This window comes from Flavobacterium sp. LMO6, assembly GCF_009495795.1.
In the GTDB taxonomy this organism is placed as follows: domain Bacteria; phylum Bacteroidota; class Bacteroidia; order Flavobacteriales; family Flavobacteriaceae; genus Flavobacterium.
This window is the reverse complement of record NZ_WIBH01000006.1, coordinates 36970-62316: the sequence shown is the minus strand read 5'-3', so window position 1 is coordinate 62316 and position 25347 is coordinate 36970. Positions and strand designations below refer to the sequence as shown.

Genomic DNA, 25347 nt, shown 5'->3' with positions numbered 1-25347 from the left:
GTGGCAAAAAAAAATTACTTTTTTGGAAAGTTCCTGCGGATATTTCGAACGAGTTCTTCTAAGCCGTTTAGCTTGAGTTCGTGTACCAATTTTAATTGTTCGCCTAATTGCCCTTTTGGAAAACCTTTATTAGCATACCAAACCACATAATACTCTGGAAGATCGATTAAATGATAACCTTCGTATTTACCAAATGGCATTTTAGTGTGTGCGAGTTTTATAAGGAGTTCGTGGTTGGTCATTTTTGCTTTAGAGGTTATAAAAAAGAGAAAAGAAGAAAGACTAGTTCGCTATTTTGTAAAACTTGAATCTTTCTGAATCTTTGTTAATTTTTTTATATTCTTTATCTTCAATATGTTTAGGAATTTCGAAATTAGATATCGGAATTTCCTTTTGTTCTATTTTTGATAGTTCGATATCAACAATCATATAGCCTAACAAGGTTGTTGTCATCGTATATTTTAAAATTAAATTAGAACCTATTAAATCTTCTACTTCTTTATCATAAATCTGATTATCTTCGCTAATCAAAATATTTCTTTTTACAGGGAGTTTTAAAAAATCATTAGAAATTAAATATACTTCTTTAGAGTATTTTTTCTTAACAATTATCCTATTGGCTTTAATTTCAGTATTGTTGAATTCTATGATTGTATCATTTTGCGTCAACTCTATGATTTTATTATGATTATAATCTATACCTAATTGTCTATTGTAGATATTTCTAAAATTCAAGTCATCAACAGTAAGTTCTTTCTCGGAAATTATATATTTCTTTTTTTCATTGAAATTTAAAATTATTATTTCGTTTTTACCATTATTTATTTTTTTAATATAACCCAAATCTTTAATCTTAATATTAAGGGAATCAAAATACTGCCCTTTTTTAATCATTTTAGCTTTTATTTCTTTAAATTTCAATGTATCCGATTTATAGATTGTAAAACCATCCATTTTAACTGAATAGTTTAACTCACCTTCAAAATTTTGAGACTGAATTGAATAAAAAGCAAATAATAAGAATATTGAAAATAACTTCATAAAAAAGATTCCTTCGGAATGACAAGATTGTGGATAAAATTCTGTTTAATTACTTCCAATTAAAAACAATCTCCTTTTTAATATCAGGATGCAAGCTGTAAAAAACAGGACAAGTCATAGCCGTTCTTTTTAAAATAGTTTTTGTTTTTTCGTCGGGATTAATAGAGAAATGGAAGGTTACATGAATTTCTGTAATTCGTCGCGGTTCGGTTCCCATGATTTTAGTTACTTCTGCGGTTGAACCTGAGAAATCTACCTCTAAATCGCGTGCTTTGATTCCCATAACGGTAAACATACAACTAGCTAATCCATTAGCAACCGTATCCGTTGGAGAAAAAGCTTCTCCTTTTCCATTGTTGTCTAGAGGTGCATCCGAAATAATTTCAGAACCGGATTGTAAATGTATGGATGATGTGCGTAAATCCCCTAAATACGTAACTTTTGAAGTTGCCATTATTGTGCTTGTTTAATCGTTAAATCGGTATCATAATACAATAAATAACTTGCATTATTAGAAATCAATCCGTTATTTGAATTATAATCAAAAGCGTTTTCAATGTACTCCGTTTTAGTTGTTTCTGCAGATTTAACAAATCCTTCTGGCTGACAAATTCTTAGCAAGGTATCAAAAGTAACATCAAATCCTTTTTTAGCAACTGCATTTGGATAAATATTATTAATCTTTTTGAATTCTTTTTCAAATATTTTTTCTTCAGGCGTTGCTACTACTTTCGTTGTTGAAGGAAATAACATTTTTAATTCTGCTAAATTTTTCATTGGAATTTCCTCAAAATTTAAAGTATCGTACAATTCAAAAACAGCCAACTGAATGTCGTATTCTTTCTGCAATTCAATTAAAATTTTGGTAATATTTAAAACCGTACTCGCTTTTTCAATTTCCATAAGAACAAAATTCTTTTGTCCTTTTATTAATTGCGTTTTTAAAAGCACCACATCTAAAGCGCCTTTATCATTAAACAAAGCGTGTTTAACTTCTGGATAATTAGCAATTATAAAATCTTTTGAAGTTGTTTTTTTTGTACTAATAATTGCTACAACATTTCCGTTTTTTGACTTAAAATAATCAAACATAGACGATCGTAAAAGATCTTCAGCAGGAACGGTATAATATAAATTTGACAACGGTAATCCACGTTCTTTTGAAAGAGGAGAAATTACTGGGGTATTATATTTTGTAAGCAACTGAGCTGTAGTTTCTACAATCGAATTTTGAAATGGTCCAATTACTGCATCTGCATTTTCAAAATTATTCTTTGAAATAATAGAAGCTACATTTGAAGAATATTTAGTGCTTTCTACATCATATACTTTTACATTAACTGGCAATCCTAAAACTTTAGCTGAATCAATTGCCATAAGTGCTCCAGCATAAAAATCTAAGGTAAGGTTTAAGAATTTATTTGTTTTAATATGATCTGTTCTGGTTTTAATTGAATCGTTATCAATTTTATTCATATTAAAAGGCAACAATAAAACCATGTTCTTTTGTTTCGATTTATCAACTGTAGCTATTAAATCTACTCTACTTTTAGTAATCAAGATTGAATCTTTTGCTTTTGCTTGAAAAGTTCCATTTGAAGGAACTTTCAAAATCATTCCCATTTTTAATCCATCTTGTAAATCAGGGTTTAACGTAGTTAATTCACCTTGTGATATATCAAATTTTTTAGACAAACTATAAAGTGTTTCTTTTGGTTGTACTTCATAATCTATAAGTGTAATTGTAGAAGGCTTTTTTAATAAAACACCTGGCTTTAATATAAGCGTTTGCCCTTCATTTAAACCTCCAATGATTTGTGGATTTAATTGTTCTAACTCGGTAACCGTTAAGCCATATTTGGTAGAAATACCATATTTTGTTTCTTTCGCCTGAACTAAATGGGTGGTAGCATTAGAAACCACTTTAGATTTTATTTGATTTGTTTTAACACCTAAAGCTGATGGTTTTGAAACATAAATTTCTTGACCAATTTTTAAGCCGTTCTGCAATATGTCTTTATTCCAATTTTCAATATCTGATACAGAAACATTATATTTTTTTGAAATTCCATATAGCGTTTCTTTTTCACTAACTAAGTGAATAACGGCTTTTCCTGTTGTTCCTTTTGGAATTAATAAAGTGGTATTTTCCTGAAGTCCATTTTTTGCATCAGGATTTAATCTGTAAATATCAAAAGGTGTAACCTCGTATTTTTTTGCGATTTGAAAAACAGTTTCTCCTTTTGCCACCACATGTTTAATCTGAGATTGAATTGGTAAGACGAAAAGAAAGATCATAGGGATTAAAAAAATAACTCTTTTTATCATAATCATAATTTAAAAACAATACTAAATAAAAAATTTCAATAGCAATTTATATCGTAAAAATAGAATAAAAATAGTTGCTATTGAAATTTATGTGTTGAAATTGGAAATTTATTTTACTCCCATTCTATCGTTGCAGGTGGTTTAGAGCTAATATCATACACTACTCTATTAACACCTCTAACATTATTTATAATTTCATTAGAAATTTTCATCAAGAATTCATAAGGCAAATGTACCCAATCTGCTGTCATTCCGTCTGTCGATTCTACTGCGCGCAAAGCTACTACTTTTTCATACGTACGCTCATCGCCCATTACTCCTACACTATTTACAGGCAACAAGATTGCTCCCGCTTGCCATACTTTATCGTATAATCCGTGTTCTTTTAATCCGTTGATAAAAACCGCATCTACTTCTTGTAAAATAGCTACTTTTTCTGGTGTAATATCACCTAAAATACGAATTGCTAACCCTGGTCCTGGAAACGGATGACGTCCTAATAATTCATCGTCGATTCCTAAACTTCTTCCCACTCTACGAACCTCATCTTTAAATAACATGCGTAAAGGTTCTACCACTTGCAATTTCATAAAATCAGGTAATCCACCTACATTATGATGCGATTTAATCGTTGCTGAAGGTCCACCCGTTGCTGAAACCGATTCAATAACATCTGGATAAATAGTTCCTTGACCTAACCATTTTACATCAGTTAATTGGTGTGCTTCATCATCAAAAACTTCAATGAACGCTTTTCCAATGGCTTTACGTTTTGCTTCTGGATCATCTAACCCAGCTAATGCATCCAAAAAGCGTGCCGAAGCATCAACTCCTTTAACATTTAAGCCCATTCCTTTGTATTGATCCAATACATTTTGGAATTCGTTTTTACGTAATAATCCATTATTTACAAAAATACAATATAAGTTTTCGCCAATGGCTTTGTTTAATAAAACTGCCGCTACTGTTGAATCTACACCACCAGAAAGTCCTAAAACTACTTTATCGTTTCCGATTTTAGCTTTCATTTCGGCAACTACTTCTTCTACGAAAGCGTTTGGTGTAAAATTTTGAGGCACTTGTGCAATTTTCACTAAGAAGTTTTCCAACATTTGCTTTCCATCTGTTGAATGGTATACTTCTGGGTGAAATTGAATAGCATAAGTCGTTTCACCTTCTATTTTATAAGCTGCGTTTTCTACGTCTTTTGTACTAGCAATCATTACCCCATTAGTTGGTAATTTCTTGATAGAATCGGAATGTGACATCCAAACTTGACTATTTTCAGAAACACCTTCTAAAAACACTTCGTTTTCTTTTATATATGAAAGGTTTGCTCTTCCGTATTCTCTTGTGTTAGAAGCCGCTACTTCTCCGCCTGAAAAATGGGCTAAATATTGTGCTCCATAACAAACTGCCAATAAAGGCATTTTTCCTCTAATTTGAGATAAATCTGGGTGAAGTGCTTCTTCTGAACGCACCGAACATGGACTTCCACCTAAGATTACCGCTTTGTATGATGATAAATCTGCTGGAATTTTATCGAAAGGAAAAATCTCGCAGAAAATGTTTAATTCTCTTACTCTTCGGGCAATTAATTGGGTGTATTGCGAACCGAAATCTAAAATTAATACGTTGTGTTGCATTTTATTGTTGTTGTGTTGTAAATTTTAATTTCATTAAAAACAGAAAGACAAGTCACGACTTGTCTCTACAGATTAATATTCAAACGTTCCGTATTCGGATGTAATTGTTAATTTCTTACTTTCTGATTGCTCAACTCTTCCTACGATTTGCGCGTCGATGTTGAATGATTTTGAAATTTCGATAATATCTTGTGCTACTTTGGCAGGAACATATAATTCCATACGATGACCACAATTGAAAACTTGATACATTTCTTTCCAATCCGTTTTAGAATTTTCTTGAATCAGTTTAAATAATGGTGGTACTGGAAATAAATTATCTTTAATCACGTGAACATTGTCTACGAAGTGAAGCACTTTTGTTTGCGCACCACCAGAACAATGAACCATGCCGTGAATTTGATTGGAATTGTATTTTGATAAAATCTTTTTGATCACTGGCGCATATGTTCTCGTTGGAGAAAGTACTAATTTTCCAGCATCAATTGGACTATTTTCAACAGCATCTGTCAATTTCGTTTGACCTGAATACACTAATTCACTTGGAACTGAAGCATCAAAACTTTCTGGATATTTCTCCGCTAAATATTTCGCAAAAACATCATGACGAGCCGAAGTCAAGCCGTTGCTTCCCATTCCGCCATTGTATTCTTTTTCATAAGTAGCTTGACCAAAAGATGCCAATCCTACAATAACATCACCTGCTTTAATATTGGCGTTATCAATTACATCAACACGTTTCATACGAGCTGTTACTGTTGAATCTACAATAATTGTTCTAACTAAATCGCCTACATCAGCAGTTTCTCCACCAGTAGAATGAATAGTAACTCCGTGACTTTTTAAATCTGAAATTAATTCTTCTGTTCCGTTGATAATAGCTGAAATAACCTCACCTGGAATTAGATTTTTATTTCTTCCGATAGTTGATGAAAGTAAGATATTATCGGTTGCACCAACACATAATAAATCATCAATATTCATGATTAAGGCATCTTGAGCAATTCCTTTCCAAACTGAAATATCTCCAGTTTCTTTCCAATACATGTAGGCTAAGGATGATTTTGTTCCTGCGCCATCGGCATGCATAATGATGCAGTATTGGTCGTCGTTAGTTAAATAATCAGGGATGATTTTACAAAATGCTTGTGGAAATAAGCCTTTGTCGATGTTTTTGATAGCTTGGTGCACATCTTCTTTAGAAGCCGAAACTCCTCTTAAATTGTAGCGTTTGCTAGTATCAGAACTCATGAATGTTGTGTGTTGTTGTTGTGGCGCAAAGATAGTTTTTTAATTTAGAATTCAGAAATTTAACAATTAGAAATTTCCTAGTTGACAGCCTTTAAATTTTTACCACAAAAATTGCTTCAGCTAATTCAGATTGGTTATTTGGAAATAAAATATTTTCGATTTTATTCGTAGTAAAGCATTCACCTGCGCTTGAAGAAACATCATAATTAACATTAATTTCGTCTGTTTGCATTGATGTTTCATTATTTAGTTTAATAACCAATATATTTCCAATAGATTCACCTTCACTTGGAAATATTTGAATACTATTTAAACTCTCTATAAATTTAAAAGGAATAGCAACTTCATCTAAATCTTGAATTGTAATTTGTTGCGCAGTATAGGTTGCATTTTCAAAAACATTTTCTCCTGTTGTTTCATCTATAATTTCCACAAAGAAAGAAGCAGGCGTTGGTTGATCTCCTTCATTGCAATTACTGCTACAACTCACTGAAAAAATCATCAGTATTATTAAAAAAAAACTTAAAATTCTTTTCATCTTGTTTTACTTAAAATTTCTATTTCTACCCTTCGATTTTCAGCAGCTTGCTCTGGTGTTGCTTCTGGAATTGGGTGAATAGGTTGCGAAACACCAAAACCCTTTGTTTTTACACGATAATCCTGAATACCATTATAAACGAGAAAACGCTTAATTTGTTTTGCTCTATCGGTAGACAAATTTCGATAATCTTTATCAATACAACAAATATGACCTTGAATTTCAATTTTTAATTCAGGATTATTTTGCATAATGAACAACAAATCATATAAAGTTCCTTGCGATTCTGGCATTGTAGCAAAGGTATTTTGATAAAAATTAATGTTTTTTAAAACAATCTTCATCCCTACTTTTGACAACTTTACTTTTTCTGCCAAGGTAGCATCTTCTGGAATTATCACTTCTGGTTCTTCTTCTTTAATTCCTAAAACTTCATTTTCTTTTTCTAAATCTTTTTCTAACAAATAATGTATAATAGCTTTACGATTTTCGGCTTTATTTGCTGAAGTTGCTCCTTTTTCACCTAGAGAAATACTTTTAAAATCGGCTCTAATATTTACTTTTCCTTGTATTTGATTAAAAATATAACTTACTCTTTTTAAAGATAAAGTATCGTTATAACCTGAACTTCCTACTTCGTCTGTGGAACCTGTTATGGATAAAATTTTTGAAGTTTTATTTTCTAAAATCCATTTTTGAAGCTTAGCTGTTTCAGTATTGTTCAATTCAAATTTATTGTTGTCAAAATAAAACATCGCTTGTTCTTGTGCGAATGTTATTTGAAACAAAATGAATGATAGGAAGGAATATAAAAATTTCATGCTTTAAATTTTATCAAAATTACGCAAAATAATTTAGTCTTTACTTTTCTTGAATTACTATTTCAACTCTTCGGTTCATTAAAGCTTCATATCCGTTTTTTTCAGGAATTATAAATTTAGGTCGTGTGGAACCATAACCGATATATTGAATTCTTTCTTTCTCTACTCCTTTTGAAACTAAATAATCCATGACCGCTTTTGCTCGTTTTGAAGATAGTAAAATATCATCTTTCGGAATACAACATATATGGCCTTGTACAATAATTTTTAAATTTGGATTTTTATTTAACACTACGAACCACTTATTTAATTCTTCTTTTGCATTTAACATCAAAACTGCTGAATCAAAATGAAATTGAATGTCTTCCAAATTAAAAAGAGTCCCTTCTGGAACTTTTTGAACGATTTCATTTAAAGCTAATTTGGGGTGAATATTGAGTTTATCAAGTGCTTTAATTGATAAGGAATCCAAACTTTTTTGAACTTTAAAATCATTAATAATAAATTCTTCTAATTCAATTTGAAATTCAGAAAGGTAATATATTGTAACTCTTCTGTTTTCTGCTTTATTTTCTGAAATTAGTTTTGATTCACCAAATCCATTAGTCTTGAAATCAGCTCTTACAGGAACTTTTTTCTGAACTTGATTATAAATATACCCTACTCTTTTTAACGACAAAGTATCATTATAACTTATAGAACCCACCTCATCTGTAAACCCTTCCATTGATAAGATTTTCGACTTTGAATTCAGATTTATCCAATCCTGTAATCGTTTGCTTTCTTGGGAAGTTAAATCATACTTAGCAGTATCAAAATATACGGAAAATGTTTGTTGGGAAAACCCCAAAAGAGTCAAAAATATAAAAATAGTACTAAATAAAAATTGCATCAAATTTTACTTTCTTATGGAATTAAAAAAACTATGCCAAAAATTAATTTTCTAAGATAAGGATTTCTACTCGACGATTTAACCTTTCTTGTTCATTATTTGATTCTGGTATTATATAAATTGGTTTAGAAGAACCAAATCCCTTGTATTTTAAACGATTCTTATCGATACCATTTTCAACTAAAAAATCATGTATTTTTTTTGCTCTTTTTTCTGATAATCTTAATGACTTTTTATCTTTAGGCAATGGATTACAACAAATATGACCCTGAATTTCAATTTTCAAAACATAATAATTTCTTAACAAATCTAACAATTGCTCTAATGCAAATTTTGAATCTGGAATAATTTGATCTGTTGTAATAAAAAAATTTATAGTGTTAATAATAATTTTATCTCCAACTTTTGCATTCTTAAATTGGTTTTCTATAGAAACTACTTTTGTAGTGTCAATTGTTTCTAATAGAATTTCTTCTTTTATCCCTAAGATTTTATTTTCTTTTGCTAAATCTCTTTCTATCAAATATTGAATTATCACTTTTCTATTTTCAGCTTTATCTATTGAAGTAGCTCCTTTTTCACCCAGAGAAATACTTTTAAAATCGGCTCTAATATTTACTTTTCCTTGTATTTGATTAAAAATATAACTTACTCTTTTTAAAGACAAAGTATCATTATATCCGGAACTTCCTACTTCGTCTGTGGAACCTGTAATCGATAAAATTTTTGAAGTTTTATTTTCTAAAATCCATTTTTGAAGTTTGGCTGTTTCAGTATTGTTCAATTCAAATTTATTGTTGTCAAAATAAAACATCGCTTGTTCTTGTGCGAATGACATTTGAAACAAAACAACTACTATAAAGGAATAAATATATTTCATGAAATCATGTTTATAAAATAAAACGAAAAACTATGCCAAAAATTAATTTTCTAAGATAAGGATTTCAACGCGACGATTTTCATTTCGCTCTTTTTCGTTTTTTTCTGGAATTTTATGAAGTGGTTGTGTGCTTCCAAAACTTTTATACATCAACCTTTCATCATTAATATCATTTGCAACTAAATAATTATGAACTGCAATAGCTCTAATTAATGCAATATCTTCAGGATCTTCGCCTAATTGACAACAAATATGACCTTGAATTTCAATTTTAACTTTTGGATGCGCAATCATAAACGCTAACAGTTCTTCCATAACTGGCAAAGATTCTGGAACAAAAATTCCGGAACGATCATAAAAATATAAATTATTCATTACCAACTTATCGCCTACTTTTGCTGTGTCATATGGTGTTTGATGAAGTTCTACTGGTTCAATTAATTCATCAGCATCAGGAACTCTTGCTTCTTCAAATTGATTTAATTTTTCCGGCACTTTGTTGATTACCTGACCTGTATAAACTTCTGAATCATAAACAACAGGAGTAGCTATTCGTTTATTAGGCAAAACATTATAAAAAACATCGACTCTTCTATTAAAACGCCTTTCTTTTCTTGTTTGAACTCTTTCGCCATAACCTTTAATTATAATTTTGTCACTAAAAAAAATGGTGGCATTTTCTTTTGTCTGAAGTTCATTTTGTACCGTATTTATTCTTTTGTAGGCTAATGTATCATTATAATCAAAAGTACCATACCAGTCGCAATACCCATTAATAATTAAAATTTCGCGATTTTCGTCTTTGTTCAACCAAGTCAAAAACAATTCGTTTTGCTTAGGATTGAATCTATCTTGATCAAAATCAAAATAAAAACTCGCTTTTTCTTGTGCTGAAAGTAGTAATCCAAACAGCAATAATACGTATTTCATTTAGGGTATTTTTAATGTAACGAATATAAAAAATAAATAAGTATTAAAAAAACTTATTATAGAAAGAACTTACTTTTACTATTTAATAAATTCATTTACAACAGCTTAAAAAAATTGAAGTTTAAAATTAATTTGCAACAATTTGAATTTCTACTCTTCGGTTTTCATTTCGCTCAATTTCATTATTTTCTGGAATGGTATGAATTGGTCTAGAACTTCCAAAACTTTTATAACTTAAACGTTGTTTATCAATACCCTTATTAATAAGATAATTATAAACAGCTAATGCTCTTACTTTTGCTGTATCTTCTACATCAGTTCCTTTTTGACAACAAATATGACCTTGAATTTCAATTTTTAAGTTAGGATTATCCAACATAATTTTCAGTAATTCCTCTAAAATTGGTCGCGATTCTGGAACAAAATTTCCTGAACGATTATAAAAATGTAAATTTTTTAAAATTAACTTATCCCCAACTTTAGCTGTAGAAACCTGATTGACTAAACTATTTTGACCTTCTTCAACAATTTCTTTTTCAATAACACTTACTGGAATTTCTGAGTAATAAATTTCTACTTTTCTATTTAAAGCCAAGTCAGAATTTTGTTCAAAATTTTCCCCTTTACTTTCAATTGCTATTTGCTTTTGATTGGTAACTTTATCGATAATTCCATTAACAAAATTAGCCCTGTTAAATGCCAAAGTATCGTTATAACCATTTGAAGCACGATAATCGCAATACCCAATTACTTTCGTAAATTTCAACTCTTTGTTCTTTAAAAAATCATCTAATCTATTTAATTCAGAAAGTTGTAATTGGTAAGAATCGGTATCAAAATAAACCGTAAACTTGTTTTGCCCAAAAGAAATGGAACTCAGTAATAAAAATAATCCTAAATATTTTTTCATTCTAATTTTATTTATGACGAAAATAAAAAAAACCTGCTCAAATGAACAGGTTTTAAGATTAATTTAGACAAAATTACTTCGTAAATAATAATTCTCTGTATTTTGTTAGTGTCCAAAGTTCGTCGTCTACTAACAATTCTAATTTATCAGCGTGATAACGAATTTCTTCAAAATAAGGTTTTACTTTATCGCAATAAGCAGCTGCCATTTTTTCTGAATCAGAAAGGGCATTTGCATTTTTACGTTCGTTAGTCATTTTTTCAACTTTCGTGTTTATACCTTCAATATGTTCAGAAATTTCTTTAATCATTCCTATTTGCTCTTTTGCAACTTTTTCAAAGTCTTTACCGAAAATTTCTTTTAACCCTTTAACATTTTCAATCAATACGTTTTGGTAACGAATAGCAGTTGGAACCACATGATTACGAGCAATATCTCCTAAAACACGTCCTTCAATTTGAATTTTCTTCATGTATTCTTCTAATTCAATTTCGTAACGCGATTCTACCTCAACATGATTCATTACACCCATTTCACTAAACAATTCAATTGCTTTTTTAGAAACTTTTGCTTTTAAAGCTTCAGGTGTTGTTTTATGATTACTCAATCCACGTTTTTTAGCTTCTTTTTCCCAAGCCTCACTATAACCATCTCCTTCAAAAAGGATAGCTTTTGTTTGCTTAATGTATTCTCTTAAAACATTAAAAATAGCTTCGTCTTTCTTTAAATCTTTTTTCTCAATTAAAGCATCCACTTCAATTTTAAAATCTTTTAATTGTTTAGCAACAATTGTATTTAAAGTAGTCATAGAAACTGCACAGTTTGCAGAAGAACCAACGGCTCTGAACTCAAATTTATTTCCTGTAAAAGCAAATGGCGAAGTTCTGTTTCTATCTGTATTATCTAATAAAACGTCTGGTAATTTACCTACAACATTTAATTTTAAATCTGTTTTTTCTTCTGGAGATAATTTTCCTTTTGAAACACCTTCTAATTCAGCTAAAACCTTAGTCAATTGTTGACCAATGAAAACTGAAATAATTGCTGGTGGCGCTTCATTAGCTCCTAAACGGTGATCATTACTTGCAGACGCAATTGAAGCTCTTAATAATTCTTCATTATCATGAACCGCTTTAATCGTATTAATAAAGAAAGTCAAAAACTGAAGGTTGCTCATAGGCGTTTTACCTGGGCTTAATAAATTAATTCCAGTATCAGTAGCTAATGACCAGTTGTTGTGTTTTCCAGATCCATTAACTCCTTTAAACGGTTTTTCATGAAATAATACTTTAAAATCATGACGTTCCCCTACTTTTTGCATCACATCCATTAATAATGAATTGTGGTCAACCGCTAAATTTGTTTCTTCGAAGATTGGCGCTAACTCAAATTGATTAGGCGCTACTTCGTTATGGCGCGTTTTTACTGGAATTCCTAATAACATACATTCGTTTTCTAAATCGCGCATGTACGTTAAAACTCTTGTTGGAATAGAACCAAAATAATGATCATCCAATTGTTGTCCTTTTGCAGCTGTATGACCTAATAAAGTTCTACCCGTTGCTAGTAAATCTGGTCTAGAGTTAGCTAAAGCAGTGTCTACTAAGAAATATTCTTGTTCCCAACCTAAAGTTGGAGTTACTTTTTTAACGTTTTTGTCAAAATATTTTGCCACATCAATTGCTGCAGCATCAATAGCATTTAAAGCTCTTAATAAAGGTGTTTTGTTATCTAATGCTTCACCTGTGTAAGAAACAAAAACTGTTGGAATACATAACGTAGTTCCAAAAATAAATGCTGGTGATGTTGGATCCCAAGCGGTATAACCTCTTGCTTCAAAAGTATTTCTAATTCCTCCATTTGGAAAAGAAGAAGCATCTGGCTCTTGTTGTACTAATTGACTTCCACCAAATTTTTCAACAGGATCACTTCCATCAGGAAAAGTTTCAAAGAAAGCATCATGCTTTTCTGCAGTTGTTCCTGTTAGAGGCTGAAACCAGTGTGTATAATGTGTTACACCTTTAGACAAAGCCCATTCTTTCATTCCTAATGCAATATACTCTGCAGTTTTTCTATCAATTTTAACACCGTCTGCTGCAGCTTTTACTGCTTTATAAGCTTCTGGAGTTAAAAATTGTCGCATAGCTTTGTCACCAAAGACATTACTACCAAAAATAACTGATTTTCTATCCAATTCTTCTACATGAACTGGTTTTCTGTCTGTTGCTTTTCTTAAAGCTTGAAAACGAAATGTTGACATAATGTTGTGTTTGTGTGTTTGTATTATACCCTTGAAAAGTTATGCAAATATATTAATTTTTTACTAAATATATAATTACACCCTATTTTTTTAGGGGTAAAATATAAAATTATTACTTTTACAACATGAAAACGATAAATTTACACATGATTATGCTCGGATGTACTCCAAAAGGACGATTTACCGAACAACACGATATTTTTTTTGGAATTGGTAATAATTTAAAAGAACTAATTCCTGATATGAATGCTTTTTGGCCTGAAGCAAAAGGAAGAATACATATTGATGCATGGCAAAAAGTTACTTTAGTTGATGGTTTTGCGATAGAAGTAGTTCATAAAGATGAAAAAACAGAACAAGAAGAGCAATTATTCTTTCTGAATTTAGGAGGATATAAAGAAGGAGACTTTGAAGAATATCATTATAAAGTGTTAGCTGTAGCAAAAACAAAAGCAGAAGCTATTAAGAAAGCAAAGCAAACTACTTTTTACAAACATTTCGGTTTTAAAGGAGCCGAATCACATATTGACGACAAATATGGTGTTGATGTAGATGACATTCATAAAATTGAAGACATTCTTTCTGACAAATTCAAATTGAAGTATCGTTTGAAAATTACAAAAACCAATGCAACTTCCGAAGACGAAAAACACATTGGTTATTTAAAGATTGATAAAATATCTTAATAAAAAAAAGAGCTATCGAATTGGATAGCTCTTTTGGTTTATATTCTTTTAATACTTGCAGGATTAATTCCGTAAGCTTCAATTACCGCATTATAATCATTAAAATCTACTTGTGTAGCACTTCTATTTGAAAAATAACCTGGTATAATTACAATTCTAAATGTTTGATTAAAAATATACTCTGGTGTTACAGATAAATTATAAGTTCCATCTGCATAAATAGTAAAATCTTCTCTACTAAAATCAAAATCATAATCCAATTCACCTTCATTCAAATATAAAGTCCTAGGTATTAATTGCCAAACAGGTGTATTAGAATCTATTAAATCAGACATTCTATAAATTAAAACATTATCAGAAGCGTAAATTTGAGGATTTAAACTTCTATAAATAAAGTATCCACCTGTTGAATTATTATAACTAAAATTAACGTTTCTCAATTCAAAAACCTCAGCTATAGTATCATTATCAACATTATCTTGAACTTCGTTAACTGTACAACTTTGTAGTGTTATCATCCCGATAAAAGCTATCAATAAAGTAATTTTTTTCATAATATTTATGTTTTAAATTTATTCTTTTGTAAATATAACCAATTGTTGTGCCAAAAATTTATCCAATATAATTTTCGTATCTTTGAAACTTCAAAAAAGCTTGTAAAATGGGAAGAAATAATCCAAAAAATATTAAGGCACACAACGATAAATTGCACAAAGAGCAAGCAAAAGCGAAAGCAAAAAAGAATGCTCGTGCCGAAAAATTAAAAGAAATTCAACGAAAATTTAATGAATCTAATTCGTAATTTATGTTGGGTTGCTACTGCGGAAATTTAATTGCTTTTCAAGATTGTTGCGAACCTTATATTAAAGGAATTGCAAATACTCCAACAGCAGAAACTTTAATGCGTTCGCGCTATAGTGCTTTTGCAACAGGCGATGCAGATTATTTGGTAAACACTACTCATATTTCTAAACGGAAACTCCATAACAAAAAAGATATCTTAACTTGGAGCCAATCCAATACATGGCTAAAATTAGAAGTTTTAAACAGTACAGAAAACACAGTTACCTTTAAAGCCTATTATTTAGATGAAAATTTAAAAGCACAAGTACATTACGAACACTCGACTTTTAAATTGGAAAACGGGAAATGGTTTTATGTAGATGGAGAATATTAAACCTTTCTTTTAATGGGAATCCAAATTTCTTCTTCAGAATCGTGTGCATTATTTTTATATTTCGTTCCTAATATTTCGAAATGCGGTCTGTTATCTAATTCAAAATCTGATTTTGGCAACCATTCAGTATAAATTAAATTAAAAAATGCAGCAGCATTACTTTGATTTCCTTTATAATTGAAAACAGCATACAAACCTTCTGATATTTCAAGAATTTCCATATCAGCTGGAATAAAATCAAAACTAGAAACCGCAATTGCTGCCCATTTTACAAAAGGCGTATTTGGATTAAAATCAAAATTATCAGGATTGATTTGGATATTATATAAATCTGTTCCAACCACATTTTTAATTTCTTTTAATCTTGGCATAAAATTACTCCATAACTCAAAAGCGCTATAATCTGCATAAGTAAATGTAAGTTTTTTACCGATTAATTTAGTATTTGAAAAAAAAAGTATTGAAACATCCATTACTTGAAATTAATAGCAAATATAATTAACAATTAATTTACTTCCTTAATTAAAAAAAAACATTTAAATAATGATTAAAAAATAAATTGATGATTTTACCATAACCACCCCAACTATGATTTAAAAGTAAGTTTGCCAAAATAACACAAACTTATATTATGAAAATTAAAATTACTTTGCTTTTTAGTTTAATGAGCTTATTTATTCAAGCTCAATTAGCTTCTACAGGAGATATTGCTTTTGTAGGTTTTAATGCCGATGGAAATGATGATGTTGCATTTGTAACATTTAAAGAAATTCCAGCAAATTCTTCAATTATTTTTTGTGATTCCGAATGGAATGGAACAAGTTTTGGTAATGACGAAGGAGATTTTACTTGGTCATCTGGTACAACTGTTATTTCAGCTGGTACAGTTATTACAATTAATAATATAAGTACTGCAATTACTCCTTCTATTGGAACTATAACATTAAATAATGCCGGTGGACTTTCATCATCAAGTGATGCCCTTTTTGCTTTTTTAGGAACATCTCCTAGAACTGTTACAACAATGTTGGCAGCAATATCTAATTCCACAACTGGATTTGGAGATTTAACTAATTCGGGATTAACAATTGGTTCTTCGGCAATTCTTTTACCTGAAGGAACCGATATGGCTAACTATAATGGTCCCAGAACTGGGTTTACTTTAAACAATTATTTATCACAAATAAATAATATGGCAAATTGGCAATTGGAAGACACTGCAGCAGATGACAGTGCAAATGCGACAACCCCTGATTTACCTTTTAATACTGCTATGTTTAACGGTACAACTTATACTATTACGATAGCTACAGAAACTGCAATTGTAAATGAAAATGACAACACTATTGATGTCCTACTAAATTTATCAAATCCTTCAACAAGTTCAATTACTGTAGATGTAATCATTTCAACTTCAATTGGAACTGCTACAAATGGAGTAGAATATTCTTTTACTAATCAAACAGTAACCTTTCTTGCAAACACTACTAGTCAATTTATTACTGTAATTTTAAATGATAATAGCGTTGCAAATGGTGATAAATATTTACAATTAGAATTAATTAATCCTAATGGTGCAACTATCGGTGCATTATCTAAAAAAACAATTTATATTTTAGATGATGAAGCTGAAGTACCTGTTGCTACAAATTCTTTAAACATTAATTTCTTATCTAATTATGTAGTTGATGCTACAGGTTCAGCTGAAATTGTAGCTTATGATGCAACAACTCAGCGCTTATTTGTAATGAACTCAACGGCTTCAAAAGTTGAAATATTAAACTTTTCTAACCCATCTGCAATTTCAACCATCCAATCAATAGACTTATCGGCTTATGGAATTGGAGGAACTAGTATCGCAGTAAAAAATGGCATTGTTGTAGCAACAGTTGAAGGTGCAGGTTTTGCAAATGGAAAAGTAATTTTTATGGATACTAACGGAACTATTGGTTCTGTAGTAGAAGTTGGTGTTTTGCCTGATATGATTACTTTTACTCCAGATGGATCTAAAGTATTAACTGCAAATGAAGGACAACCAAGTAATGATTATACGATAGATCCAGAAGGCAGTATTTCAGTAATTAATGTTTCTGGTGGATTTAATAATGTACAACAATCTGATGTTACTCATATAAATTTCAACGCTTTTGATAGTCAATTAGCAACTTTAAAAGCTTCTGGACTTAGAATTTTTGGAGTTAATGCAACTGTTTCTAAAGATGTGGAACCAGAATACATTACTGTTGCTGATGACGGATTAACAGCTTGGGTTACTTTGCAAGAAAATAACGCAATTGCAACAATAGATTTAGTAACAAATCAAATTTCAGCTATTTTACCATTAGGACTAAAAGATCACAATTTACCTGGTAATACTTTAGATACTTCAGATCAATTTAATGGTATATTTATGGGAAATTGGCCAATAAAAGGAATGTATATGCCAGATGCAATGGCGCATTATACTATTGCTGGTACAACATACTTAGTAACTGCAAATGAAGGTGACTCTAGAGATTATAGTGGTTTGTCTGAAGAAGTGCGTATAAGTAATAGCTCATATGTTTTAGACCCAACTGCTTTTCCTAATGCTGCATTTCTTAAAAAGAATATTAACTTAGGTAGATTAACCGTTACTAATGCTTCAGGTGATACAGATAATGATGGTGATTTTGATGAAATTCATGTATTTGGTGCTCGATCTTTTAGTATTTGGAATGCATCAACAGGTCAATTGGTTTATGACAGTGGTGATGATTTTGAAAAAATAACAGCAAACGACCCAACTTTTGGTGCTTTATTTAATGTGAGTAACGACAATATTAATTTAAAAAATAGAAGTGATAACAAAGGTCCAGAACCAGAAGGAATCACAGTAGCTGAAATTAATGGCTCAACTTATGCTTTTATAACTTTAGAAAGAATTGGAGGTTTAATAACATATGATATTACAAATCCGATAGCTCCAGTATTTGTTTCTTATAAAAATAACAGAACCATTGGTACTTTAGGTGGTGATTTAGGTCCTGAAGGCATTATTTATATTAATGCAACAGATAGCCCCCTTTCAAAAGGATTAGTGGTTATGGCAAATGAAGTAAGTGCTACAATTAGTGTTTATGAAATTACTAATGATGTTTTATCTAATGAAAATTTTAATCCAAATACAAATACTTTAGTTGTTTATCCTAACCCAGTAAAAGACGGAATTATTTATTTTAATAGAGAAGTTTCAATTTGTCTTTTTGATATTTCAGGAAGAAAAATTACTGAAAAAGAAAATATATCAAGTTTAGAAATGAATTATCCTAAAGGAATTTATCTTCTTAAAACTAACGATGGTGTTGTTGAAAAAATCATAATTAAGTAGTTAGTGATTATGATTAAACTAAAAGACCTTTCAATTATGAAAGGTCTTTTTTTATATCTAATTCAATTTAAATTACATATTTCGTCTGTATTGACCACCAACCTCAAACAACGCACCTGTAATTTGACCTAACGAACAAACCTTAGTAGCATCCATTAATTTTTCAAAAATGTTTTCGTTTTTTATTGCTGCATCTTGTAAAATAGTAATGTGTTCCGCTACTTTTTCTGCACTTGTTTTATGTAAATTAGCTAACATATCTATTTGATATTGTTTTTCTTCTTCTGTTGCACGAATAACCTCAGCAGGAATAACTGTTGGTGAACCTTTTGAACTCAAGAAGGTGTTTACACCAATAATTGGGAATTCTCCCGTATGTTTCAAAGTTTCATAATACAATGATTCTTCTTGGATTTTCGAACGTTGGTACATCGTTTCCATTGCACCTAAAACACCGCCACGCTCAGTAATTCTATCGAATTCTTGTAAAACAGCATCTTCTACTAAATCGGTTAACTCTTCAATAATGAAGGAACCTTGAATTGGGTTTTCGTTTTTAGCTAAACCTAATTCTTTATTAATAATCAACTGAATTGCCATTGCTCGTCGCACTGATTCTTCTGTTGGAGTTGTAATCGCTTCATCGTATGCATTCGTATGTAAAGAGTTACAGTTATCGTAAATCGCATATAACGCTTGAAGAGTCGTACGAATATCATTAAAATCAATCTCTTGTGCATGTAATGAACGACCAGATGTTTGAATGTGATATTTCAACATTTGCGCTCTTTCGTTAGCCCCGTATTTGTTTTTCATGGCTTTCGCCCAAATTTTACGTGCTACACGACCGATTACCGCATATTCTGGATCAATTCCGTTTGAGAAGAAGAATGATAAATTCGGACCAAAATCATTTATATTCATTCCACGGCTCAAATAATATTCCACATAAGTGAAACCATTTGAAAGTGTGAAAGCTAATTGTGTAATAGGATTTGCTCCTGCTTCAGCAATATGATAACCTGAAATGGAAACCGAATAAAAATTACGAACGTTTTGTTTGATAAAATATTCCTGAACATCACCCATTAATCGTAACGCAAATTCAGTTGAGAAAATACAGGTATTTTGCGCTTGATCTTCTTTTAAAATATCGGCTTGAACCGTTCCACGAACTTGTGCTAAGGTTTTTACTTTGATATCTTGATATACTTCAAAAGGTAAAACTTGGTCTCCCGTTACTCCTAAAAGCATCAAACCTAAACCATTATTTCCTTCTGGTAAAGCGCCTTGATATCTTGGACGCTCCACTCCTTTTTTCTTATAGATTTCGTTGATTTTAGCTTCTACTTCATCTTGAAGATTATTCTCAATAATGTATTTTTCACAGTTTTGATCGATGGCAGCATTCATAAAGAATCCTAACAACATAGGTGCAGGACCATTAATCGTCATCGAGACCGAAGTTAACGGATGACTTAAATCGAAACCTGAATATAATTTCTTAGCATCGTCTAAACAACAAATCGAAACTCCGGCATTACCAATTTTTCCATAAATATCGGGACGAATGTGTGGATCATTTCCGTATAAAGTAACCGAATCAAATGCGGTTGACAAACGTTTTGCTGGTAATCCGGCAGAAACATAATGAAAACGCTTGTTTGTTCTTTCTGGTCCGCCTTCTCCGGCAAACATTCTACTTGGATCTTCTCCTTCACGTTTAAATGGATATAATCCTGACGTAAAAGGAAATTCTCCTGGTACATTTTCTTGTAAATTCCATTTTAAAATATCGCCCCAAGCTTGGTATTTTGGTAAGGAAATTTTTGGAATTTGAGAATGTGATAACGATTCCGTATGCGTTGCGATTTTGATTTCTTTATCACGAACTTTAAAGCTGTAAACCGGATTTTTGTATTTGTTTACTTTTTCGTCCCAAGTTAAAATGATTTCCCAGTTGTATGGGTCAAGATTCATTTTTACACGGTCGAATTCTGCAATTAACAATTTTGTGAAATCCTTTTTGTCATTCTGAACCTGTTTCAGAATCTCATCAGCATCTAAGCCAAACTTCGACAAGCTCAGTTTGACATTCGTTACAGTTTCAATCGTTTTGAAAATTCCGTATAATTTTTGAGCTACTTCTACTTGAGAAAGTGCTGTTTCGTCGTATTTTCTATTGTTTTCTGCAATTTCAGATAAATAACGTGTTCTGTGTGGTGGAATTACGAAAATCTTCTCACTCATTTCACGCGTGATTTCAAAAGTCGATTTTAAATCAGCTCCTGTTTTCTCTACAATCTTATCCATGATAGATTTGTAAAGCGTATTCATTCCTGGGTCGTTGAATTGCGAAGCGATAGTTCCAAAAATTGGCATCGTATCCGTATCCACATCCCATAAATTATGATTGCGTTGGTATTGTTTTTTTACATCACGAATCGCATCTAAAGCACCACGTTTGTCGAATTTATTTAACGCCACTAAATCTGCAAAATCCAACATATCGATTTTTTCCAACTGAGTTGCTGCTCCAAATTCTGGTGTCATTACATATAACGAAACATCAGAATGATCCATAATTTCAGTATCCGATTGTCCAATTCCTGAAGTTTCTAGAATGATGATATCGTATTTAGCTGCTTTTAAAACCTGAATCGCTTCTGCCACATATTTAGACAATGCCAAATTAGATTGACGAGTAGCCAACGAACGCATGTAAACACGAGAATTATTGATGGCGTTCATACGAATTCTATCCCCTAACAAAGCGCCACCAGTTTTACGTTTTGATGGATCAACCGAAATTAATCCGATAGTTTTTTCTGGGAAATCGATTAAAAAACGACGCACTAATTCATCAACTAACGATGATTTTCCTGCACCACCGGTTCCTGTTATTCCTAAAACTGGAATTTTAGACGTTTCATTCTTTTGGTGAATTTGGTCAAAAACTGATTTTGCAATTTCTGGAAAATTCTCAGCTGCAGAAATTAATCTTGCAATTGCTGTTGGGTTTTTCTCTTCGATATGCGATAATTCTCCTGTTAGTTTATCTCCAATTGGATAATCGGAACGTTGAACTAAATCGTTAATCATACCTTGTAATCCCATGGCACGACCATCGTCTGGAGCATAAATTCTTTCGATTCCGTATTCGTGTAATTCTGAGATTTCAGAAGGTAAGATAACTCCTCCACCTCCACCAAATATTTTGATGTGACCTGCTCCTTTTTCCTTAAGCAAATCATACATATATTTGAAATACTCATTATGACCACCTTGGTAAGATGTCATTGCAATCGCATTAGCATCTTCCTGAATAGCAGTATTTACAACTTCTTCTACACTTCTATCATGTCCAAGGTGAATTACCTCAACACCAGTAGCTTGAATAATTCTACGCATGATATTAATGGCTGCATCGTGTCCATCAAAAAGCGACGCTGCGGTCACAATTCTTACTTTATTTTTAGGAATATAAGGAGTTTGTAGTTCCATCTGTAATTTTTATTCGTTTTAAAGGGTGCAATTTACGAATTTAATAATTTTATTCCATTCAAATTTCAGAATTAATTCACTAGAAAAAAAACGCTATATTTGATTTACAATTTATTAAATAATACATAGAATATGAAAAAGATTACATTAGGATTAATTGCATTTGCATTGTTTGGATGTGGAGAACTACAACAATCAGTTGCTCAAGGATCACTTGGCTTAGGTCAATTAGATATTTCAAATGGATTAAAAGAGGCATTAGATAAAGGAATTGAGAAACAAGTTTCAAAACTTACTGCAACAGATGGCTTTTATAAAAATGAAGCCGTAAAAATATTATTACCAGACGAGTTACAAAAAGTAGATCAGAAACTAAGACAAATGGGGCTTTCAAGCCTTGCAGATGAAGGAATTAAAGTATTGAATAGAGCCGCTGAAGATGCAGTTAAAGAAGCTACTCCAATTTTCGTTGATGCTGTAAAACAAATGAGTTTTACTGATGCTAAAAATATTTTAATGGGTAATGAAAGTTCTGCAACAACTTATTTACAAAATACAACCTCTTCTTCTTTATACAGTAAATTTAATCCTGTTATTAAAAATTCTTTTAGTAAAGTTGGAGCTGATAAAGTTTGGAGTAAAATTATTTCAAAATACAATTCACTACCATTTGTAAAAAAAGTAAACCCAGACTTAACTGATTATACAACAAACAAAGCAATGGAAGGTGTTTTTAAAATGATAGCAATTGAAGAGAAAGAAATTAGAACTAATTTAGGATCAAGAAGTTCTAATTTATTAAAAAACGTTTTTGCATTACAAGATTAAAAATAGTTATTGATTAAATCTTTTAAAACAGAAAAAACGATTTCGTAAAATTTTAATAATCAATAACATAAGTATAACAAATCCTTAACATTAGAATTCAAAAAAAGGTAAGATATTTGCAAAGTAATAAGAATAAAATTCTCATTTGTTAAGGTTAGTTTAGTAAAAATCACTCCAATGAAAGTTGGAGTTTTTTTTTGTATAAAAAAAGACCGATTTGAATCGGTCTCTATCTTTTTTTTATTTCAAATTTAATTCCTACAACTAGGATCTAAATGTCTTCTTAATCTTGTAGGCGTTGTATAATCATCTGAACAACTTGGTATACCTTTAGTATCATCATAAGGAGTTGAAGGATCATCTATAAGAGCACCATTGTAAGGGTAATACCCTGTTTTGGTTTCCGAACCATCTAAATAAGTAAACGATCTTTCTACTGTAGTTAAAACACCATCTCCATCATCATCTACGTCAATATAATCTGGTCTTTCGTCGCCATCGGTATCAATTGCATCAACATCAAAATCAGGACCATATTCATACATTGATAGAATACCATCTCTATCATGATCTCTTCTTCTTAAATTATGTAATTTAAAATTAAAAATTAAAGGTGAATAAGAAGGTATAGTTAGAGTTCCTGAACTAAAATAAGCTAAACCAGAAGGAATAAAAATAACTCCTGCACCAAAATTATCAAAAGAAATAGAACCATCTGCCATAGCACTAAAAGTACCAGTTTTAAATCTTGGTATAATTTCAGTCCAACCTCTAATTACTTCATCTAAAGACAACCAAACTGGAGATTGTTTACTATCAAAAACGGTTTGAGTATAAGTATCAACTTCATCAACAGTGGTCTTTGCAAAACTAAATCCTTTGTAAGAAACATAAGAAGAATCTACTCTTGTGATGTTTTCTCCGCTACCTTCTCTTAGATTTAAATAATAAACTTTATAAGTAATATCATGTAAATCAACTTCTTTAAATTCTAATTCTGGCATATCAGAAATTGGAGTTTGAGTTCCTCCATCTGGAATTTGAGTAAAAATAGTATTATAATCCGCATCAACCGTAACATAATGCGTATCTAAAAAATCTTCTATTTCAGCTATATCTTCTAAATAAACTTCATCGTATGGTCTATCCTCTGTGATTGTAGTCCCACTATCGTTCTGACAAGAATATAAACCATTAAATAATCCTAAAACTAATACTAATTTAAACAAGCTCTTCATTATTATGCAAATTTTATGTGCGCAAGATACAATTTTCATTTATTTTTGTTGAAATATTAACATGGTTTTTTGATTTATATTATGCGTATAGATAAACTTTTATGGTGTTTACGTTATTACAAAACCCGAAGCATAGCTACAGAAGCTGTAAAAAAAGGACATATTACTGTTAATGGTCAGGTTGCAAAAGCGTCTAGAGAAGTATATCCTACAGATAAAATTACACTTCGCAAGGACCAAATCAACTACAAACTAACCATTTTAGACATGCCTCAAAATCGATTGGGAGCCAAGTTAGTTGATATGTATCGAAAAGACGAAACTCCGGCAGAAGCTTTTGAACATTTAGAATTACTTAAATTATCAAAAGAACATTACCGAGCAAATGGAACTGGGCGCCCTACTAAAAAAGAACGAAGAGATATTGATGATTATTTATGGGATGCCGATGAAATAGATGATACCAATAAAACCGAATAAATGAATTACTGGGAAGAACGTTATCAAAAAGGAGAAACCGGATGGGATGCCGGAACGATTACCACTCCATTAAAAGAATATATAGATCAATTAACCGATAAGAATCTGACAATTTTAATTCCTGGAGCAGGAAATGGACATGAATTTGATTATTTAATTGACAACGGATTTAAGAATGTATTTGTGGTTGATATTGCGATAACACCTTTAGAAAACATCAAAAAAAGAAAACCCAAATATTTTTCACACCTTATAAATGCTGATTTTTTTTCATTAACAACAACATTTGATTTAATTCTAGAACAAACTTTTTTTTGTGCATTACCCCCTGAAATGCGACAACGCTATGTAGAAAAAATGACTTCTTTGTTAAATCCAAATGGAAAATTTGCTGGATTATTATTTGATTTCCCGCTTACTTCAGAAGGACCGCCATTTGGAGGTTCAAAAAGCGAATATATAACACTTTTTTCAAATACGTTTTCTATAAAAACATTAGAAAGAGCATATAATTCGATAAAGCCACGAGAAAATAAAGAACTCTTTTTTATCTTTGAGACCAAATAA

The 25347-nt window shown here is 30.9% G+C and carries 24 protein-coding genes; 7 read left to right on the top strand and 17 right to left on the bottom strand.

Annotated elements, in window-relative coordinates; genetic code table 11:
- Window positions 1-14: 14 nt before the first annotated feature.
- The 13 genes from GFJ99_RS07720 to GFJ99_RS07660 all read right to left on the bottom strand — a co-directional run bounded on the left by GFJ99_RS07720 (window position 15) and on the right by GFJ99_RS07660 (window position 13497).
- Window positions 15-242 carry a DUF3820 family protein gene (locus GFJ99_RS07720; protein WP_153208240.1) on the bottom strand — a complete coding sequence of 76 codons (228 nt, stop codon included), beginning with the start codon at window positions 240-242 and terminating at the stop codon, window positions 15-17.
- 40 nt (window positions 243-282) lie between these two features.
- A complete protein-coding gene (locus tag GFJ99_RS07715) occupies window positions 283-1041 on the bottom strand; it encodes a hypothetical protein (protein ID WP_153208239.1) in 759 nt (252 codons plus the stop codon).
- A gap of 49 nt (window positions 1042-1090) precedes the next feature.
- Window positions 1091-1495 carry an OsmC family protein gene (locus tag GFJ99_RS07710; RefSeq protein ID WP_153208238.1) on the bottom strand — a complete coding sequence of 135 codons (405 nt, stop codon included), beginning with the start codon at window positions 1493-1495 and terminating at the stop codon, window positions 1091-1093.
- Complete coding sequence (locus GFJ99_RS07705; RefSeq protein WP_162523941.1) at window positions 1495-3369, bottom strand: LysM peptidoglycan-binding domain-containing protein; 1875 nt, start codon at window positions 3367-3369, stop codon at window positions 1495-1497. Before GFJ99_RS07705 ends, GFJ99_RS07710 begins: the two co-directional genes overlap by 1 nt.
- Window positions 3370-3482: 113 nt before the next feature.
- Entirely contained in the window at window positions 3483-5015 is a 1533-nt protein-coding gene (guaA, locus tag GFJ99_RS07700) for a glutamine-hydrolyzing GMP synthase (protein WP_153208236.1), read from the bottom strand.
- 72 nt (window positions 5016-5087) lie between these two features.
- Window positions 5088-6266: an AIR synthase related protein gene (locus tag GFJ99_RS07695; protein ID WP_153208235.1), complete on the bottom strand. Its 1179-nt coding sequence runs from the start codon at window positions 6264-6266 to the stop codon at window positions 5088-5090.
- A gap of 91 nt (window positions 6267-6357) precedes the next feature.
- Window positions 6358-6804, bottom strand: a complete 447-nt coding sequence (locus GFJ99_RS07690) for a hypothetical protein (protein ID WP_153208234.1) — start codon at window positions 6802-6804, stop codon at window positions 6358-6360.
- Window positions 6801-7625: an OmpA family protein gene (locus tag GFJ99_RS07685; RefSeq protein WP_153208233.1), complete on the bottom strand. Its 825-nt coding sequence runs from the start codon at window positions 7623-7625 to the stop codon at window positions 6801-6803. The genes GFJ99_RS07690 and GFJ99_RS07685 overlap by 4 nt, the downstream gene beginning before the upstream one ends.
- 40 nt (window positions 7626-7665) lie before the next feature.
- Entirely contained in the window at window positions 7666-8517 is an 852-nt protein-coding gene (locus GFJ99_RS07680) for an OmpA family protein (RefSeq protein ID WP_153208232.1), read from the bottom strand.
- Window positions 8518-8560: 43 nt separating this feature from the next.
- Window positions 8561-9397: an OmpA family protein gene (locus tag GFJ99_RS07675; protein ID WP_153208231.1), complete on the bottom strand. Its 837-nt coding sequence runs from the start codon at window positions 9395-9397 to the stop codon at window positions 8561-8563.
- A gap of 42 nt (window positions 9398-9439) precedes the next feature.
- Window positions 9440-10327 (bottom strand): OmpA family protein, encoded by an 888-nt coding sequence (locus tag GFJ99_RS07670; RefSeq protein ID WP_153208230.1) that lies wholly within the window; start codon window positions 10325-10327, stop codon window positions 9440-9442.
- A gap of 127 nt (window positions 10328-10454) precedes the next feature.
- On the bottom strand, window positions 10455-11237 hold the full coding sequence (locus GFJ99_RS07665) for an OmpA family protein (RefSeq protein ID WP_153208229.1): 783 nt from the start codon (window positions 11235-11237) through the stop codon (window positions 10455-10457).
- A gap of 73 nt (window positions 11238-11310) precedes the next feature.
- Window positions 11311-13497, bottom strand: a complete 2187-nt coding sequence (locus tag GFJ99_RS07660; RefSeq protein ID WP_153208228.1) for a glutamine synthetase III — start codon at window positions 13495-13497, stop codon at window positions 11311-11313.
- 125 nt (window positions 13498-13622) lie between these two features.
- On the opposite strand from GFJ99_RS07660, the gene GFJ99_RS07655 reads away from it, so the two are divergent.
- On the top strand, window positions 13623-14183 hold the full coding sequence (locus GFJ99_RS07655) for a DUF1543 domain-containing protein (RefSeq protein ID WP_153208227.1): 561 nt from the start codon (window positions 13623-13625) through the stop codon (window positions 14181-14183).
- Window positions 14184-14221: 38 nt separating this feature from the next.
- Here the strand turns inward: GFJ99_RS07655 and GFJ99_RS07650 are convergent, their stop codons facing one another.
- Window positions 14222-14737 (bottom strand): hypothetical protein, encoded by a 516-nt coding sequence (locus tag GFJ99_RS07650; protein ID WP_153208226.1) that lies wholly within the window; start codon window positions 14735-14737, stop codon window positions 14222-14224.
- 107 nt (window positions 14738-14844) lie between these two features.
- Here GFJ99_RS07650 and GFJ99_RS13645 point away from each other — a divergent pair, with 107 nt between their 5' ends.
- On the top strand, window positions 14845-14985 hold the full coding sequence (locus tag GFJ99_RS13645; protein ID WP_008253734.1) for a hypothetical protein: 141 nt from the start codon (window positions 14845-14847) through the stop codon (window positions 14983-14985).
- Window positions 14986-14988: 3 nt separating this feature from the next.
- Window positions 14989-15360, top strand: a complete 372-nt coding sequence (locus GFJ99_RS07645) for a YchJ family protein (RefSeq protein ID WP_153208225.1) — start codon at window positions 14989-14991, stop codon at window positions 15358-15360.
- On the opposite strand, the gene GFJ99_RS07640 is transcribed toward GFJ99_RS07645, so the two are convergent.
- Complete coding sequence (locus GFJ99_RS07640) at window positions 15357-15833, bottom strand: GyrI-like domain-containing protein (RefSeq protein ID WP_153208224.1); 477 nt, start codon at window positions 15831-15833, stop codon at window positions 15357-15359. The two genes, GFJ99_RS07645 and GFJ99_RS07640, sit on opposite strands and share 4 nt — an antisense overlap.
- Window positions 15834-15991: 158 nt before the next feature.
- On the opposite strand from GFJ99_RS07640, the gene GFJ99_RS07635 reads away from it, so the two are divergent.
- The gene (locus GFJ99_RS07635; protein WP_153208223.1) at window positions 15992-18730 is read left to right on the top strand and encodes a choice-of-anchor I family protein; all 2739 of its coding nucleotides are present in this window, start codon (window positions 15992-15994) and stop codon (window positions 18728-18730) included.
- 72 nt (window positions 18731-18802) lie between these two features.
- On the opposite strand, the gene GFJ99_RS07630 is transcribed toward GFJ99_RS07635, so the two are convergent.
- The gene (locus GFJ99_RS07630; RefSeq protein WP_153208222.1) at window positions 18803-22234 is read right to left on the bottom strand and encodes a methylmalonyl-CoA mutase family protein; all 3432 of its coding nucleotides are present in this window, start codon (window positions 22232-22234) and stop codon (window positions 18803-18805) included.
- A 132-nt stretch (window positions 22235-22366) separates the two neighbouring features.
- Here GFJ99_RS07630 and GFJ99_RS07625 point away from each other — a divergent pair, with 132 nt between their 5' ends.
- Entirely contained in the window at window positions 22367-23062 is a 696-nt protein-coding gene (locus tag GFJ99_RS07625; protein ID WP_153208221.1) for a DUF4197 domain-containing protein, read from the top strand.
- Window positions 23063-23313: 251 nt separating this feature from the next.
- Here GFJ99_RS07625 and GFJ99_RS07620 read toward each other — a convergent pair whose 3' ends face one another.
- Window positions 23314-24300 (bottom strand): FKBP-type peptidyl-prolyl cis-trans isomerase, encoded by a 987-nt coding sequence (locus GFJ99_RS07620; RefSeq protein ID WP_153208220.1) that lies wholly within the window; start codon window positions 24298-24300, stop codon window positions 23314-23316.
- An 81-nt stretch (window positions 24301-24381) separates the two neighbouring features.
- On the opposite strand from GFJ99_RS07620, the gene GFJ99_RS07615 reads away from it, so the two are divergent.
- Together GFJ99_RS07615 and GFJ99_RS07610 are read left to right on the top strand one after the other, a co-directional pair.
- A complete protein-coding gene (locus GFJ99_RS07615; RefSeq protein ID WP_008253749.1) occupies window positions 24382-24780 on the top strand; it encodes an RNA-binding S4 domain-containing protein in 399 nt (132 codons plus the stop codon).
- Window positions 24781-25347 carry a methyltransferase domain-containing protein gene (locus GFJ99_RS07610; RefSeq protein ID WP_153208219.1) on the top strand — a complete coding sequence of 189 codons (567 nt, stop codon included), beginning with the start codon at window positions 24781-24783 and terminating at the stop codon, window positions 25345-25347. It abuts the gene before it with no gap.

Excerpts from the sequence above, each read along its gene's own strand:
- GFJ99_RS07720 (WP_153208240.1), bottom strand. The coding sequence starts at position 242 with ATGACCAACCACGAACTCCTTATAAAACTCGCACACACTAAAATGCCA.
- GFJ99_RS07715 (WP_153208239.1), bottom strand. The coding sequence starts at position 1,041 with ATGAAGTTATTTTCAATATTCTTATTATTTGCTTTTTATTCAATTCAG.
- GFJ99_RS07710 (WP_153208238.1), bottom strand. The coding sequence starts at position 1,495 with ATGGCAACTTCAAAAGTTACGTATTTAGGGGATTTACGCACATCATCC.
- GFJ99_RS07705 (WP_162523941.1), bottom strand. The coding sequence starts at position 3,369 with ATGATAAAAAGAGTTATTTTTTTAATCCCTATGATCTTTCTTTTCGTC.
- guaA (WP_153208236.1), bottom strand. The coding sequence starts at position 5,015 with ATGCAACACAACGTATTAATTTTAGATTTCGGTTCGCAATACACCCAA.
- GFJ99_RS07695 (WP_153208235.1), bottom strand. The coding sequence starts at position 6,266 with ATGAGTTCTGATACTAGCAAACGCTACAATTTAAGAGGAGTTTCGGCT.
- GFJ99_RS07690 (WP_153208234.1), bottom strand. The coding sequence starts at position 6,804 with ATGAAAAGAATTTTAAGTTTTTTTTTAATAATACTGATGATTTTTTCA.
- GFJ99_RS07685 (WP_153208233.1), bottom strand. The coding sequence starts at position 7,625 with ATGAAATTTTTATATTCCTTCCTATCATTCATTTTGTTTCAAATAACA.
- GFJ99_RS07680 (WP_153208232.1), bottom strand. The coding sequence starts at position 8,517 with ATGCAATTTTTATTTAGTACTATTTTTATATTTTTGACTCTTTTGGGG.
- GFJ99_RS07675 (WP_153208231.1), bottom strand. The coding sequence starts at position 9,397 with ATGAAATATATTTATTCCTTTATAGTAGTTGTTTTGTTTCAAATGTCA.
- GFJ99_RS07670 (WP_153208230.1), bottom strand. The coding sequence starts at position 10,327 with ATGAAATACGTATTATTGCTGTTTGGATTACTACTTTCAGCACAAGAA.
- GFJ99_RS07665 (WP_153208229.1), bottom strand. The coding sequence starts at position 11,237 with ATGAAAAAATATTTAGGATTATTTTTATTACTGAGTTCCATTTCTTTT.
- GFJ99_RS07660 (WP_153208228.1), bottom strand. The coding sequence starts at position 13,497 with ATGTCAACATTTCGTTTTCAAGCTTTAAGAAAAGCAACAGACAGAAAA.
- GFJ99_RS07655 (WP_153208227.1), top strand. The coding sequence starts at position 13,623 with ATGAAAACGATAAATTTACACATGATTATGCTCGGATGTACTCCAAAA.
- GFJ99_RS07650 (WP_153208226.1), bottom strand. The coding sequence starts at position 14,737 with ATGAAAAAAATTACTTTATTGATAGCTTTTATCGGGATGATAACACTA.
- GFJ99_RS13645 (WP_008253734.1), top strand. The coding sequence starts at position 14,845 with ATGGGAAGAAATAATCCAAAAAATATTAAGGCACACAACGATAAATTG.
- GFJ99_RS07645 (WP_153208225.1), top strand. The coding sequence starts at position 14,989 with ATGTTGGGTTGCTACTGCGGAAATTTAATTGCTTTTCAAGATTGTTGC.
- GFJ99_RS07640 (WP_153208224.1), bottom strand. The coding sequence starts at position 15,833 with ATGGATGTTTCAATACTTTTTTTTTCAAATACTAAATTAATCGGTAAA.
- GFJ99_RS07635 (WP_153208223.1), top strand. The coding sequence starts at position 15,992 with ATGAAAATTAAAATTACTTTGCTTTTTAGTTTAATGAGCTTATTTATT.
- GFJ99_RS07630 (WP_153208222.1), bottom strand. The coding sequence starts at position 22,234 with ATGGAACTACAAACTCCTTATATTCCTAAAAATAAAGTAAGAATTGTG.
- GFJ99_RS07625 (WP_153208221.1), top strand. The coding sequence starts at position 22,367 with ATGAAAAAGATTACATTAGGATTAATTGCATTTGCATTGTTTGGATGT.
- GFJ99_RS07620 (WP_153208220.1), bottom strand. The coding sequence starts at position 24,300 with ATGAAGAGCTTGTTTAAATTAGTATTAGTTTTAGGATTATTTAATGGT.
- GFJ99_RS07615 (WP_008253749.1), top strand. The coding sequence starts at position 24,382 with ATGCGTATAGATAAACTTTTATGGTGTTTACGTTATTACAAAACCCGA.
- GFJ99_RS07610 (WP_153208219.1), top strand. The coding sequence starts at position 24,781 with ATGAATTACTGGGAAGAACGTTATCAAAAAGGAGAAACCGGATGGGAT.